Origin of the sequence: Vibrio jasicida 090810c, assembly GCF_002887615.1 — a bacterium.
GTDB lineage: Bacteria > Pseudomonadota > Gammaproteobacteria > Enterobacterales > Vibrionaceae > Vibrio > Vibrio jasicida.
This window is the reverse complement of record NZ_CP025792.1, coordinates 1,835,288-1,849,195: the sequence shown is the minus strand read 5'-3', so window position 1 is coordinate 1,849,195 and position 13,908 is coordinate 1,835,288. Positions and strand designations below refer to the sequence as shown.

Genomic DNA, 13,908 nt, shown 5'->3' with positions numbered 1-13,908 from the left:
TAGGATGATGTGCAAGAATAATAAATGGATATAACAATGAATAATTTTGAAATTGAAGGTCAGAAACTTGCTTACTTAGATAAAGGGGAAGGCCCTGTGTTGCTATTTGGACACAGTTATTTGTGGGATTGCCAAATGTGGGCTCCGCAGATTGAGGTGCTAAGCCAGTCATACCGTTGTATTGTGCCAGATCTTTGGGCACACGGTGAGTCAGATGCTGCACCAGCTTCAACCCGTTCTTTGGTGGATTACGCTCAGCACATGCTGGCATTGATGGATCATTTGGAGATCGAACAGTTCTCTATTGTTGGTTTGTCTGTTGGTGGCATGTGGGGTGCAGAGCTGACAGCTCAAGCTCCGCAGCGTGTGAAGTCATTGGTGTTGATGGATACCTTCATTGGGCTTGAACCTGAAGTGACGCACAAGAAGTACTTTGCGATGTTAGATACGATTAGCCAAGTGCAAGCTGTACCTGCGCCAATTATTGAGGCTGTCACTCCGCTGTTTTTTGCCAATAATGCCGAGCAAGTAAACCCTGAGCTAGTCGCTTCATTCAAACAAAGTCTTGAAGATCTACAAGGTGAGCGTGCAGTCGAAGTCGCTCGTATTGGGCGTATGGTGTTTGGCCGCCGTGATGTGATTGAAGATTCAGAAATGTTCGCTTTGCCAACTTTGATTGCCGTCGGCCGTGAAGATAAGCCTCGCCCGGTGTTTGAATCTTACTTGATGAACGACTGTATTACGGGTAGCCAATTGATTGAGATCCCAGAAGCAGGGCACATTAGCTCATTGGAGCAACCTGAGTTCGTTAACCAGATGCTGTTAGACTTCTTAAATAAAGTGCACGCTTAGATTTTCAAGCCATATTTAGATAAAGAAAACTCGGTTTTAGGCCGAGTTTTTTTCTATCAGTTTCTTCTCACCAATCTTTGGTTCTTCGCCAGAGAGTAATCGGCGGATGTTTTGATGGTGTTTAAAGACGATTAAACAGCACAACATTGCTACAGGTAAGGTGTATTGAGGTTTGAACATCCAAGTGTAAAACGGTGTCACTAAAACGGTGACTAAGGCAGCTAAAGAAGAGTAGCGGAACAAGACGGCGATCCCCAGCCATGTCAGCATAACAAGACCGGTTAAATCCAGACCGATAGGGGCGATTGCACCAAGTGCTGTTGCGACGCCTTTCCCCCCTTTAAAGTGGAAGAATATTGGGTACATATGGCCGAGACAGGCTGCAATCGCGATGACACCAAGAATGATCGGATCGATACCGAGGAAGTACCCTCCCCAAACTGGTATGGTGCCTTTGAGCATGTCACAGAGTAAAACGGCTACGGCAGCTCCTTTGCCGCCAATGCGTAACACATTGGTTGCACCAGGGTTATTAGAGCCAACTTTACGAGGGTCTGGCAGCCTTAACAAACGACAAATGAGTACCGCACTGGAGATCGATCCCAGCAAATAGGCGGCCATTGTCATTATCAGTGCCAGTGCGTCCATAGAAGTCCTTGATGGATTGGAATTTAATGCTCAGTTCCTGAGTAATTGCTATCATACCGCGATTCGGCTTTGAGCAAAAATACTCTCTGCGATAGAGCTTGCATTATGGGATTTCTTGTATATAAAGAGTCTTCGCAGTTTATACCCAAGTGACTTTTGCCACCAATTGACGTGGTTAAAGGCCGCAGTAGGTTGCTTGGGTATAGAATAGTACGATCAAATTGCCCGTATCGGGTATCCGACCTCTGTAAAAGAAGGACATAAGATGGCTCTGGATAAAGTTTTTATTGAACAACTAGAAGTAATCACCACCATCGGCGTTTACGATTGGGAACAGCAAATTAAGCAAAAGCTGGTTCTGGATATCGAAATGGCGCACGACAATAAACCGGCGGGTAAAAGTGATGATGTTCAAGACGCATTGGACTACTCGCAGGTAAGTGAAGCGGTGCTTAATCACATCGAAAATGGTCGTTTCCTTCTGGTTGAACGAGTGGCAGAAGAAGTGGCTGACATCATCATGCAGCGCTTCTCTGTGCCTTGGGTAAAAATTCGTTTGGCAAAACCTGGTGCCGTTCCTCAAGCACGCGCGGTAGGCGTTGTGATTGAGCGAGGCCAGGCATGATAAAAGCTTATATCGGTGTCGGTACCAACATAGATAGGGAGCGGCATTCGTTGGCGGCTTTTCAAGAGTTGCAGCAACTTGGAACGGATCTCCACGTATCACCGATATATGAATGCGAGCCAATTGGCTTTAGCAGTCAGAACTTCTACAACTTCGTGATTAGTTTTTTTACGGAGTTGTCACTCGAAGAGTTGAGTCAGCATCTACGCGAGATTGAGTTTAAGTGGGGTCGTGAGGAAAATGCGCAAAAGTATCAGGATCGAACCTTAGATCTCGATATAGTCTTGTTCGGTGAGTGCATTTCGCAACAAAAACCTGAGTTACCTCGCAGTGATATCTACAAATATCCTTTTGTAACAAAGCCCCTGTATGATCTCGAACCTCATCTAGTGATCCCCGGCGATGGGCGTACTGTCGCTGATATTTGGCAGGCGATGCAGCCCGTTGATTCACTCAAACCCGTTTCTTTTTCACTTTAATTTTGAGTTGTTTACATGAGTTACTTTGAAGCCTTTATTTTGGCTCTGATTCAGGGTCTGACAGAGTTTTTACCAATTTCCAGCTCTGCTCATTTGATTTTACCTTCCGCTATATTTGGTTGGGAAGACCAAGGTTTAGCATTTGATGTTGCCGTTCACGTTGGTACGTTGATGGCTGTGGTGATTTATTTCCGCCAAGAAGTGATCACGCTATTCCAAGCGTTGTTTGCCTCGATCTTTAAAGGCGACCGCAGCAAAGAAGCCAAATTAGCTTGGATGATTGTATTGGCTACGATCCCGGCATGTGTCTTCGGTCTATTGATGAAAGACATCATTGAGATTTACCTACGCAGTGCTTATGTGATCGCGACGACGACGATCATCTTTGGTTTGTTGCTGTGGTGGGTGGATAAGAACGCAGAGCAAATCGCGGATGAATACCAAACGGGTTGGAAGAAAGCACTGTTTATTGGTATTGCTCAAGCACTTGCGATGATCCCTGGTACTTCACGCTCTGGTGCAACCATCACCGCGGCGCTTTACTTAGGCTTTACCCGTGAAGCGGCGGCTCGTTTCTCATTCTTAATGTCGATACCAATCATCACTTTGGCTGGTGGCTACTTAGGGATGAAGTTAGTAACCAGCGGCGAACCTGTGCATGTTGGCTTCTTACTTACGGGTATCGTGACTTCATTTATCAGTGCGTATATTTGTATCCACTTCTTCTTGAAGATGATTTCACGCATGGGCATGACACCATTCGTTATCTACCGTCTGATTCTAGGTTTTGGCTTGTTTGCTTTCTTGCTGACGGCTTAAACCCAATCCGAATGAAAACGCCCGCTTTCTATAGCGGGCGTTTTTGTTTGTTCGTTATGTACCTATCTGCTTATTTTCCAAGCGTAACTCTTACTGCTTCAACGCGGCGCTTCTCTTGTTCATCGCGAATAGTTGGGCCTTTGAAGCCGTCTTTAATGATAGCTTGTACATCGACAGATGCCGCAGCTTGGTAAGCTTGCATAAACAGCTCTGCTTGCGGGTAAGGTTGGTCTTCTAAGCCCTTTCGACCTGCATGATCGGCTTGGCAACAGATTAAAATATCTTGCAAACGTTCTGACTTACGCCACACATCAAACTTGTTGAGGATTTTGATGATGGTTTGTGGTTTAAGCTCGGCGGCTCGGTGGATGTTAGAGTGTTGCTCACAGACCATTAATGCTAAGTCACGAAATTCATTAGGAACGCGCACGCGAGCACACAGCTTTTTAATCAACTTTAAACCCGTGTGACAATGCATTTTGTGACTCGGCCATTCGCTTTCTGGCGTGACGCCTTTGCCTAAATCATGTACTTGTGCGGCAAATCGAACCGGCAATGAATCACTCAGCTTTGCTGCTTGCTCGGCCACCATAAGAGTGTGAATACCTGTATCGATTTCTGGATGCCACTTTTCTGGCTGAGGTACGCCAAACAGGACATCAATTTCTGGCAGGACGATGGCTAACGCACCGCACTCTCTTAAAACAGATAAGAATACGTCTGGGCGGGAAGTAGAAAGCGACTTATGCCATTCTTGCCAAACACGTTCTGGGGTAAGGGTGCTCAACTCGCCAGATTCTGCGATCTCGCGCATTAGTTGGATGGTTTCCTCTGCCACGCTAAAGTCCAAATGCGCCAACTTCGCCGCGAAACGAGCCACACGCAGAACACGTAGAGGGTCTTCAACAAAAGCTTCCGATACATGACGTAGCACTTTCGCCTGCAAATCTTGTTGACCACCATAAGGATCATATAGGTTGCCGTCATTATCCATCGCCATGGCGTTGATGGTGAGATCTCGTCGGATAAGGTCTTCTTCTAGCGTGACGCTTTGATCAAAGAAACATTCAAAGCCAGTGTAACCCGCGCCAGATTTTCTTTCGGTTCGTGCAAGGGCGTGCTCTTCTTTAGTCTTGGGATGAAGAAACACAGGAAAGTCTTTCCCGACAGCCGTGTAGCCTTGGCTTTGCATCATTTCTGGTGTCGAGCCGACAACCACCCAATCTTTGTCATAACTGTCGATTCCGAGCAAATGATCTCGAACTGCACCACCAACTAAATAAACTTGCACGGATTACCTCTTAATTTATGGATATGACGTTGGACATTGTAGCAAGCAATGGTACTTTTCTTCACATCTAAAAGAACTTAGCGCTTTGTTTAAGTCTAATAAGGAATATCCCGATTTGATTGCGGGAGGGTTTTAGCTGGAGATCCTAATGTATAAGGACTTTTTCGGGTTTGTTGAACTGCCATTTTCGATTGTTCCAAACTCGCGTTATCTGTATCTGAGCCAACGTCATAAAGAGGCGATCACGCATCTTCAGGCGGGGTTAGGCGATGGTGGTGGTTTTGCCATGCTGACAGGCGAAGTAGGGACAGGCAAAACCACCGTCGCGAAAGCTATGTTGGCGAATTTGGATGAGAACACCAAAGCAGGCTTGATTCTTAATCCCACCTTTTCTAGCCGAGACTTGCTTGAGGCTATTTGTGATGAGTTCAAAGTAACTTATCCGCAAGATGCGACGCTCAAGCAGCTTAACCAAGCGATTCATGAGTACTTGCTGCGTAACCATAAATTAGGTTGGACGACGTTATTAGTGATTGATGAGGCGCAGCACCTCGCCGCTGATGTTCTTGAGCAGTTGCGTCTACTTACCAACTTAGAAACGGACACCAGAAAGCTGCTGAAAGTGCTCTTGGTAGGCCAGCCAGAGCTACAACGCTTGCTGCAAACGACGCAGCTACGTCAGCTTGCACAGCGTATTACTGGTCGTTATCACTTATTGCCGTTGGATGAAAAGGAAACCGCTGACTACATTGCGTTTCGTTTGCATACCGCAGGTGGTGACCAGCAGTTGTTCGATCGCAGTTCGACTAAGCTGATCGCCAATTATAGCCACGGCATTCCACGCCTTATCAACCTTGTGTGTGATAAGTCACTGAACATGAGTTACTACAAGGGCAATGTAGTCGTTGATCGACAGACAGTACATCAAGCGTGTGAAGAGGTGATGCAGTTCCAAGCCGAGATTTATCAGCAGGATAAGCCAATTCGCCGTAGCTTTGAATGGCCTGCGTGGGGCTCGGTTGCCATTGGTGTGTTTGCGGCATTAGGTGTTGGTTGGGCAGTGACGCACAATATGCCTATGGAGGTGCCAACAAATACTGCACCTACGGTTGCTGCTCAAACGCCAATACAACCAGCGGTTGTTGCCCCAATTGTGAATGAGCAATTGACCAATGAACAGCGTGAACAACTGTTAGCACAAACCCAATCAAATTTAGCCGTTAACGATCTTTACAAACTATGGGGCTACCGCGCTTCAGTTCGCGACAATCTTTGTTTATCTGAGCCACAATCAACAATGCGTTGTGAGCGAAAGATGGCAACATGGCCGTTATTGGTCCAGCAGAATCGTCCAGTGATATTAGAACTGAATTATCAAGGGGAAGTGGGTTACGTCATTTTGTATGCGATTGGTGATGGTAAGGTGGAAGTGCTCAATGGTAAGGATCGCCTGCGCCTACCTATATCGTGGCTAAAACCACTGTGGCAAGGCAATATCATCGAGTTATGGCAAGCGCCTCTAAAAGATACTCTGCGTCTTGATATGGAAGGGCCTGCAATTGAAGTGTTGGACAAGTTGCTGGCTGAAGCGGTAAATGAACAACCACTAAGTACAGACATTTATGATGGTGCAATGAAAGAGCGTGTGGAACTCTTCCAGCGCTGGCAAGGCATTGGTGTGGATGGCATCGCAGGTCAACGTACATTAGAGCGCTTACAACAAAGCGCGCAACCTGATGCTCCAGCCTTAGCGCAAATCAATGAGGAGGAAGCATAATGCCGATGATGAAACACATTGGGCTTTTTCTACTGCCTGTAAGCCTAACCGCTGTTGGCGTCGCTTGGTATATGGACCTTTTGACGCCAGAAATGCAAGCCCCCAGAGTTGCCCAAGAGCCGATGACGGTTCAAGTGCCAGCTCCTGAGCCTGTTAAGTTAAGACCAAACTTTGAAACGCTTGACTACCCTGAGGTGACTCAGCTTGCTCAGTTGCAACGTGAGTGGCCAAGTGCAGAGTTATCGAGAAGTATGGGCACCTTTGTCGGGCAAGATTATGTGAGTAATGAATCAGTGCCGGGTGAGCAATCATTACTTTCTGTGCCAGAGAAAACAAAGCAGACTTCGCAAACGAAAGTTGGGCAGGATGATCTCGGACTGTCGTTAGATGATCTCGACTTGTCTTCGTTGTCCCCTGATTTAGCGATGAAAGTTGAAAATGCGATGGCGAACAATGATCAGCCTACGCGCTCAGAAGCTCAGATGAACGATCTTGAGCATGATGCACGCCAATGGCATGGCCGCTTGCCTGCATTGAATTTACAAACGCACATGTATTCAAGCGATACTAAGCGACGTTGGGTGAAGATCAATAACGTTGAATACCACCAAGGTGATGTGGTGGATGGTCAAATCACGTTAAAAGAGATCCAACCACAAGCAGTGATCGTCGAGTTCCAAGGGGAACAGATCCGAATTCCTGCATTATATGAATGGAAAGGGTAACGATCTAACCCGAATCTAATAGAAGCCAGTGAAGTTATTCGCTGGCTTTTTTTGTCTCTTCTACAAGCTTCTCCCTATTGGTTTGGTTAATGATTTCCAAACCGTCAAAGAAACAAAATATACCTTACACCAGTGCTTAAAAGGGCTTCGATATTGCTGATGGATTGATCATGCCTATCGGGTCAGGGTTGTGTAAAAAAACACCATATTGACGAACTTGGCAATAAGCATTTGGTCAACGTTAGACCTCTATAAAATTACAGGAGTCTATACGGAACGTATGCGTATTCTTACTTTTTCTTTGAGCTTGGTTGCCGCGGTGAGCTATGCCGCAAAGCCTGAACCTTTTCCGATTACGCCAGATAATACTGGTGAGCATTTTATGGTAAGCGCAACCAATCCTTATGTGAGCAGTGCTGGTTACACGATATTGAAGCAAGGCGGTAACGCGGTTGATGCCATGGTGGCGATGCAGATGGTGATGTCGGTCGTTGAACCGGATATGACAGGTATCGGTGGCGGTACATTTGCTTTGTTTTACCAGCACGATAAGCAACAGTTTCTTGCGCTTGATGGTCGAGATGAAGCGCCTTCTAGTGCGAACCCGAATATGTTTGTAGAAAACGGAGAAGTACTCAGCCGCAATGACATTCTTGGCCCTCGTTCTATTGCTGTTCCGGGAACCTTACGATTGCTCTATTCCACACATGAGCAATACGGCAAGCTTGCGTGGTCTGAATTGATGAAGCCTGCAATTGAATTGGCAAGCGAAGGTTATGCGATGAACAGCTACACCTACGATATTGTCGTACGCGAGCAAGCGCGGTTGAAACAAGACCCAGAGATAAAAGCACTGTATTGGCAAGGCGATGAGATTAAGCCGACAGGCACGTTGATGAAGAACCCTAAGATGGCCGAAACGCTAAAACAGATCGCTCGGCAAGGTGATGAATACCTCTATGGCGGTGAGTTTGGTAAGCACATCGTTGAGACAGTCAACAGCCGTATTGGAGACCAACATGAGAAGCTGTCTTTGTCGGACTTCAAAAACTACCAAGTTAAGCAACGTGACATCATTGAGACCGACTATCGAGGCAATAAGGTTGTGTCATTTGGTTATCCGGCTTCTGGTGGAGTGATGGTCGCACAAAGCCTTAAGTTGCTTGAACCTTATGGTCTCTCTCAAATGGCGAAAACAGATGTTGAACCTTGGCGTTTGATGACGGAGGCAATGCGTGTTGCAAAAGCCGATCGCATCGCTTACGCCGGTGACCCTGATTATATAGAGACTCCGATTGAGCAACTGTTGGATAACGATTATCTCGATGAAAGACGAGAATTGATTCCAGATTATGGTGTGGCAAAAGATAGCCCGAAAGCTGGGCAGGTAACGCCAATGCAGTATGCGCAATACCAAGGCTTTGAGAGCAAAGATACCGGGCATATTTCCATCATTGATAAAGAGGGCAATGCCATTGCGATGACCAGTACCGTAGGGACTGGAATGGGAGCGGGTGTGATGGTCGATGGCGTGATTTTGAATGCGCAAATGGCAAACTTCTCTCCCATGCCAACAGTCGATGGTAAACCGACGCAAAATGCCATTGAGGCAGGTAAACGTCCGCGATCAGCCATCACGCCTTTAATGGTCATGGACAGCAGCAATGACTTACGTTTGGTTGTGGGCTCTCCTGGCAGTTCGCAAATCCCAGGTTATGTTTTAAAGACCCTTGTAGGGGTTCTCGACTGGAACTTGTCTGCGCAGGAGGCGATTGATCTACCGAATATTCAATACGGCACCAAGATTGACCGAACTAAGCCCTACGATCCGACTGGCTTGTTGGTGGAGAAGAAGACCTTTGCAGAAATGCTCGTTCCGGAGTTCATGGAATTAGGTTACCCAGTCCACGTAATACCTGTGGTGAGTGGGTTGAACGCGATTGAAGTTAAGGATGGCAAGATTTACGGTGCAACGGACAGACGACGAGCATCCAGTTCAATGGGTGAGTAACAAGGTATCTCGTTAAACGAAGCCAACAAAAAAGCCAGTCGAGTACGACTGGCTTTTCTTTATCCGTTTAGCTGAAAGCGATTATGCCCAGCCTGCTGGTGATTTCTTTCTGCGTGGCATGATATGCGGAAGAATCAAACCAAACAGCAAACCAAGACCTGCAACACCACCACCGTAAGTGAAGTACTTAAGTAGCATGTCGTCTTTTTGGGTGTCTAGCTTAGCGCGAAGCTCACGGTTCTCTGTTTCTACAGAAGTCAGTTGGTCACTGATCTCTGAGTATTTCTTCTCAAGGTCAGAGATTTGCTGGTTACGCGTTTCTAGTGACGTCACTAGGCCCGCTTTCTCTGTGTCTGAGTTTTGACGAGCGTTCGCAAGTTGAGACTTCACTTCTTTCAGTTCTTTCTCAATGCGAGGCATACGAATTGCCATGCTCTCTTGGTTTGTGACGAACTTGCTTTGCACCCAACCAGTGCGGCCGCGGTCGTCTCGAATCTGTGTGTAACCTGTGTCTTTATTTGCTTGCAGCAGTTGTACTTTAGAGCCTGCGTTAACACTACCCATAATGCGATAAGTGTTGTTTGGACCAGAGTGCATAAAAGTGAATAGGTCATCAGAAATATAACGGTCTGCCGCTAGTGCCGCTGGCGCTGCTAGCAAAGTAAACAAAACCGTGATGAATAGTTTTTTCACAATAAATCCCTTAACGATTTTCTTGGATACAGCTTTGGCACCGAATGATTGGAGCCGGAAATAGACGAATATTATGCAGTTTCAAACTTCGGTGCAACAAAGAAGGGAGGCAAAGCCTCCCTTTCTGTGCGTTTGAGTCAATAATGACAAAGCGCTTACAATCTATTGACGGTCTGTCTTACGAGAACATCGCTTGGATGCCGTAGAAGAATACGACTGCCAATAGTGCGCCTGCTGGTAGGGTAACAATCCATGAAGCTACGATGTTACGTACTACGCCTAGGTTTAGTGCTGCGATACCGCGAGCGAAACCAACACCTAGAACCGCACCAACCAGTGTCTGAGTCGTTGAAATAGGTAAACCAGTACCTGACGCTAGAACAACCGTACATGCTGTAGCAAGCTGCGCTGCAAAACCACGGCTTGGTGTTAGTTCAGTGATGCCTGTACCAACGGTTGCCATTACTTTGTGACCAAGTGTCGCAAGACCAACGACGATACCAAAACCACCTAGAGGAAGAATCCACCATGCGATGGTGCTCTTACCTGTGATTTCACCCATGTGCTCAACCGTTGAAACAACCGCAGACAGTGGACCGATCGCGTTCGCTACGTCGTTAGAACCGTGTGCAAATGCCATCGCACACGCAGTGATAACCATCAGTACAGAGAAGATACCTTCAACACCTGCGAAGCCGTGGTCTTCTTCACGGTTAGCGAATTTCTTCTGAATGTAGAAGTAACCGCCAGCCATTACTGCTGCTGAGATTACCGCTGCCCACATCCATGCTTCACCGTTACTTAGGTGAAGGCCAACGTGTTTCAGGCCTTTTTTGATGGTTACAAGTGCAATCACCATTGTCGTGATGAACATGTAAACTGGAACGAAACGTTTTGCGTTGAATAGTGGGTTCTCAGTATCAAAAATCAGGCGTTGGGCACTGACAAAGATAACGTAAGCAAAGAAACCTGAGATAACCGGCGTAATAATCCAGCTGCCAACAATGCCTTGAACACTTGCCCAGTCAACCGCTTCAGTACCTACAGACACACATGCGAAACCGATGATTGCACCGATGATCGAGTGGGTCGTAGAAACAGGCCAGCCCATGTATGACGCAAGTAGTAGCCATGTACCAGCCGCTAGAAGCGCAGACATCATGCCAAATACAAGAACATCAGGTTGATGTGCGAATAGAGAGGTTTCGATAACACCTTTACGGATCGTATCGGTAACTTCACCACCTGCAAGGTATGCACCCGCAAATTCAAAGATCATTGCGATAATGATCGCTTGTTTAACGGTTAGTGCTTTCGAGCCGACTGAGGTGCCCATTGCGTTCGCAACGTCATTCGCACCAATACCAATAGCCATCAAGAAACCGAAAGCTGCTGCAACAATAATCAGGACAGTGCCGTAGTTAGCGAGGATATCCATCGTAATACCTAGTTGTTTTATAACAAGCGGAGCAAAATTTAGCGCGCATCAGCCCATAAGACGGTGAATCTCGTCATCGTCCATCTGACTTGCATTCGTAATGCTCTTCGTTATGTCGTTAACTTATGATTTAAGATCGAGATAGCATGACTTCCAAACGAGCACCTACGCGCTGCGCTTGGTCGGCAATACCACCTACCCATTCAAGAATCTTGTACAAGAACATGACGTCGATAGGGTTCATGTCAGGTTCAATCGCCATCAATTGTTGGCGTAATTCAATCTGCATGGCATCGGTGTCATCTTCGATAACATCTAGTTGATTAATCATTTCAGCAACTAGCGTTACTTCACGGCCTTTAAAGCCAGTTTCAAGAAGTTCATCAAGTTCATTGATCACTTTTTGCGCCTGGTCAGCCGCATCAAGACATCGTTGAACGTAAGCGAGGAAATTTGATTGGAGAGCCTCTGGAATGACAAGTTGACGGCCATATACACGGCCAGCAATGTCTTTTGCCAGGTTAGCAAGTTTGTCCTGTTGAGTCAGAAGCTCAAGCATGTCAGTACGATCGACTGGCATGAACAAACCGCGAGGCAGTTTTAGACGGATTTCACGTTTCAGAACGTCTGCTTCTTTCTCTAGGTGAGAAATTTGAGCGCGAATTTCTGCTGCTTTTTCCCAGTCACCCTTTGAAGACACTTCAAAGAACTTAACCAAGTGTGAACAACATTCGTTGACACAGACAACGTGGCGTTGCAAAGGCTTAATTGGGGACTTTGCAAATAACCCCATAATTGTATTTACTGGCATGGTCATTCAACCTAATAGCTATAACCTTAAAAAAACATACACCATTTCTTGGCGAAATGTTGAACGATGGCTATAAAGGCGCGCATGGTAACGCATTAAATCACTCTTTAAAACTGTTTTAGATCATCATTCCGGTGATATTTCTTTCTTGCCGTGTGAGAAATTAGGCAATATCCTGTTTCTATCTGCTTTGAAAGGTATAGCTATGGAAACCGAGATAGAACTGAAGTTTTTTGTTTCTCCTGAATTTTCAGAAACTTTAAGAGCAAAAATTTCTGAAACAAAAGTACTTCAGCACAGTTGTCGTGACTTGGGTAACACCTATTTTGATACCGCTGATAAATGGTTAAGACTGCACGACATTGGTTTAAGAATTCGCCGTTTTGATGACGTTTTTGTCCAAACTGTAAAAACAGCAGGACGCGTTGTAGCGGGCCTTCATCAAAGACCAGAATACAATGCTGAGCACACCAGTAATGAGCCAGAACTCACGCTTCACCCTTCTGACATTTGGCCAGTAGGTAAAGACGTTGCGACGCTGCAATCAGAATTGACCCCTCTATTCTCTACCAACTTCACTCGTGAGCAGTGGCTGATTGGTATGCCTGATGGCAGTCAAATCGAAGTGGCTTTTGACCAAGGTGCTGTAATTGCTGTTGATGCCGAAGGGGAAGAGAAACAAGATCCTATTTGCGAAGTTGAACTGGAACTGAAATCAGGTCAAACCGATGCACTGTTTACTCTTGCTCGTAGTCTATGTGAAGCCGGCGGTATGCGCTTGGGTAACCTGAGCAAAGCCGCAAAAGGTTACCGCTTGGCGAGTGGCTATGCAGGGGATGAAGTGAAGCCTTTGTCTTTAGTCGATAGTAGTAAGACAGATACCGTAGAGTACTGCTTTATTAACTCGTTAGAGCATGCGCTTTCTCATTGGCATTACCATGAGCAAATTTTTACTGAAAGAGACAGTGTTGAGGCTCTGCGCGAAATTGGTAATTCAATTCGTTTTATTCGTCAGACTCTGACTATCTTTGGTGGTATGGTGCCGCGTCGCGCCAGTGCGATTTTACGCCAAGAACTAAAATGGTTGGAAGAAGAGTTAGAGTGGCTAGACGAGCACGCGCATTTAGAAGAGCTGTTAGATGATAAAGGCAATGTGTTACGTAAACTGGATGCTCGTAAGTTCTTAGTTTCTGAGTTGACGCAGCAACTAGAAGAGCTGCCTGGTCGTGAAGAGACCCTTCAACTCCTCAGTTCGGCACGTTACACCGGTCTGCTATTGGATTTGAGCCGTTGGATTCTCACTCGTGGTTGGCAACCTTTCTTAGACGACAAAGCTCGTGAAAAAATGTCTGCGAATATCCAGCCGTTTTCTGTCACGCAATTGGATCGCACTTGGGCGGAGCTGATGGAAGCATTCCCAGCGGAGCGTCAGCTGTCAGGACAAGAATACGTTGATCAACGTTACCGTCTATTACGAAATCTCTATACGGGTATCGGCTTTGCGAGTTTGTACGATTCGGAAGAACGTAATAGTTTCCGACTGCCATGGGCTGATTTAGTGCATGGTATTGATGACTTGTTGATGTTGAACCATCTACTGCCATTGGTTGGTATGTTAGAAGGGGAAGAGCAAGAGCAACTGGAACGTTGGTTACATCGTCAAGAGCGTTCTATTTTGCACGCGATGGATCAGACGCGAGCCATCAGCGTGGAAGTTGAGCCCTACTGGCAAGAGTAAG

General features: G+C 46.3%; 13 protein-coding genes. 8 read left to right on the top strand and 5 right to left on the bottom strand.

Features of this window, described 5'->3' with window-relative positions; translation table 11 throughout:
* Positions 1–36: 36 nt before the first annotated feature.
* Positions 37–852 (top strand): alpha/beta fold hydrolase, encoded by an 816-nt coding sequence (locus C1S73_RS08645; protein ID WP_038866179.1) that lies wholly within the window; start codon positions 37–39, stop codon positions 850–852.
* 36 nt (positions 853–888) lie between these two features.
* Here C1S73_RS08645 and plsY read toward each other — a convergent pair whose 3' ends face one another.
* Complete coding sequence (gene plsY, locus C1S73_RS08640) at positions 889–1,500, bottom strand: glycerol-3-phosphate 1-O-acyltransferase PlsY (RefSeq protein WP_038866181.1); 612 nt, start codon at positions 1,498–1,500, stop codon at positions 889–891.
* A 265-nt stretch (positions 1,501–1,765) separates the two neighbouring features.
* Between plsY and folB the strand changes: the two genes are divergently transcribed.
* Genes folB through C1S73_RS08625 form a run of 3 tightly spaced genes read left to right on the top strand, consistent with a single transcriptional unit; the run spans position 1,766 to position 3,423 of the window.
* Positions 1,766–2,125, top strand: coding sequence for a bifunctional dihydroneopterin aldolase/7,8-dihydroneopterin epimerase (gene folB / locus C1S73_RS08635; protein WP_038866183.1), 360 nt, complete (start codon positions 1,766–1,768; stop codon positions 2,123–2,125).
* On the top strand, positions 2,122–2,604 hold the full coding sequence (folK, locus tag C1S73_RS08630) for a 2-amino-4-hydroxy-6-hydroxymethyldihydropteridine diphosphokinase (protein WP_038866185.1): 483 nt from the start codon (positions 2,122–2,124) through the stop codon (positions 2,602–2,604). Before folB ends, folK begins: the two co-directional genes overlap by 4 nt.
* Positions 2,605–2,619: 15 nt before the next feature.
* Complete coding sequence (locus tag C1S73_RS08625) at positions 2,620–3,423, top strand: undecaprenyl-diphosphate phosphatase (protein ID WP_038866187.1); 804 nt, start codon at positions 2,620–2,622, stop codon at positions 3,421–3,423.
* A 70-nt stretch (positions 3,424–3,493) separates the two neighbouring features.
* On the opposite strand, the gene C1S73_RS08620 is transcribed toward C1S73_RS08625, so the two are convergent.
* Entirely contained in the window at positions 3,494–4,714 is a 1,221-nt protein-coding gene (locus C1S73_RS08620; RefSeq protein ID WP_038866189.1) for a multifunctional CCA addition/repair protein, read from the bottom strand.
* 148 nt (positions 4,715–4,862) lie between these two features.
* Between C1S73_RS08620 and C1S73_RS08615 the strand changes: the two genes are divergently transcribed.
* The 3 genes from C1S73_RS08615 (at position 4,863) to ggt (ending at position 9,227) form a co-directional block, all read left to right on the top strand.
* Positions 4,863–6,491 (top strand): ExeA family protein, encoded by a 1,629-nt coding sequence (locus tag C1S73_RS08615; RefSeq protein ID WP_038866191.1) that lies wholly within the window; start codon positions 4,863–4,865, stop codon positions 6,489–6,491.
* Positions 6,491–7,216: a general secretion pathway protein GspB gene (locus tag C1S73_RS08610; RefSeq protein WP_038866193.1), complete on the top strand. Its 726-nt coding sequence runs from the start codon at positions 6,491–6,493 to the stop codon at positions 7,214–7,216. The genes C1S73_RS08615 and C1S73_RS08610 overlap by 1 nt, the downstream gene beginning before the upstream one ends.
* Positions 7,217–7,496: 280 nt before the next feature.
* Positions 7,497–9,227, top strand: a complete 1,731-nt coding sequence (gene ggt, locus C1S73_RS08605; RefSeq protein ID WP_038866194.1) for a gamma-glutamyltransferase — start codon at positions 7,497–7,499, stop codon at positions 9,225–9,227.
* A gap of 81 nt (positions 9,228–9,308) precedes the next feature.
* On the opposite strand, the gene C1S73_RS08600 is transcribed toward ggt, so the two are convergent.
* From C1S73_RS08600 to C1S73_RS08590, 3 genes are all read right to left on the bottom strand, one after another.
* Positions 9,309–9,920, bottom strand: coding sequence for a TIGR04211 family SH3 domain-containing protein (locus C1S73_RS08600; protein WP_038866196.1), 612 nt, complete (start codon positions 9,918–9,920; stop codon positions 9,309–9,311).
* Between the two features lie 178 nt (positions 9,921–10,098).
* Complete coding sequence (locus C1S73_RS08595; RefSeq protein ID WP_038866198.1) at positions 10,099–11,358, bottom strand: inorganic phosphate transporter; 1,260 nt, start codon at positions 11,356–11,358, stop codon at positions 10,099–10,101.
* 130 nt (positions 11,359–11,488) lie between these two features.
* Positions 11,489–12,169: a TIGR00153 family protein gene (locus tag C1S73_RS08590; protein ID WP_038866436.1), complete on the bottom strand. Its 681-nt coding sequence runs from the start codon at positions 12,167–12,169 to the stop codon at positions 11,489–11,491.
* 205 nt (positions 12,170–12,374) lie between these two features.
* Between C1S73_RS08590 and C1S73_RS08585 the strand changes: the two genes are divergently transcribed.
* Positions 12,375–13,907, top strand: coding sequence for a CYTH and CHAD domain-containing protein (locus C1S73_RS08585; protein ID WP_038866200.1), 1,533 nt, complete (start codon positions 12,375–12,377; stop codon positions 13,905–13,907).
* Position 13,908: the final 1 nt, after the last annotated feature.

Bases quoted from the DNA above. Each gene is read 5' to 3' on its own strand.
- C1S73_RS08645 (WP_038866179.1), top strand. From the start codon at position 37: ATGAATAATTTTGAAATTGAAGGTCAGAAACTTGCTTACTTAGATAAA.
- plsY (WP_038866181.1), bottom strand. From the start codon at position 1,500: ATGGACGCACTGGCACTGATAATGACAATGGCCGCCTATTTGCTGGGA.
- folB (WP_038866183.1), top strand. From the start codon at position 1,766: ATGGCTCTGGATAAAGTTTTTATTGAACAACTAGAAGTAATCACCACC.
- folK (WP_038866185.1), top strand. From the start codon at position 2,122: ATGATAAAAGCTTATATCGGTGTCGGTACCAACATAGATAGGGAGCGG.
- C1S73_RS08625 (WP_038866187.1), top strand. From the start codon at position 2,620: ATGAGTTACTTTGAAGCCTTTATTTTGGCTCTGATTCAGGGTCTGACA.
- C1S73_RS08615 (WP_038866191.1), top strand. From the start codon at position 4,863: ATGTATAAGGACTTTTTCGGGTTTGTTGAACTGCCATTTTCGATTGTT.
- C1S73_RS08610 (WP_038866193.1), top strand. From the start codon at position 6,491: ATGCCGATGATGAAACACATTGGGCTTTTTCTACTGCCTGTAAGCCTA.
- ggt (WP_038866194.1), top strand. From the start codon at position 7,497: ATGCGTATTCTTACTTTTTCTTTGAGCTTGGTTGCCGCGGTGAGCTAT.
- C1S73_RS08595 (WP_038866198.1), bottom strand. From the start codon at position 11,358: ATGGATATCCTCGCTAACTACGGCACTGTCCTGATTATTGTTGCAGCA.
- C1S73_RS08590 (WP_038866436.1), bottom strand. From the start codon at position 12,169: ATGCCAGTAAATACAATTATGGGGTTATTTGCAAAGTCCCCAATTAAG.
- C1S73_RS08585 (WP_038866200.1), top strand. From the start codon at position 12,375: ATGGAAACCGAGATAGAACTGAAGTTTTTTGTTTCTCCTGAATTTTCA.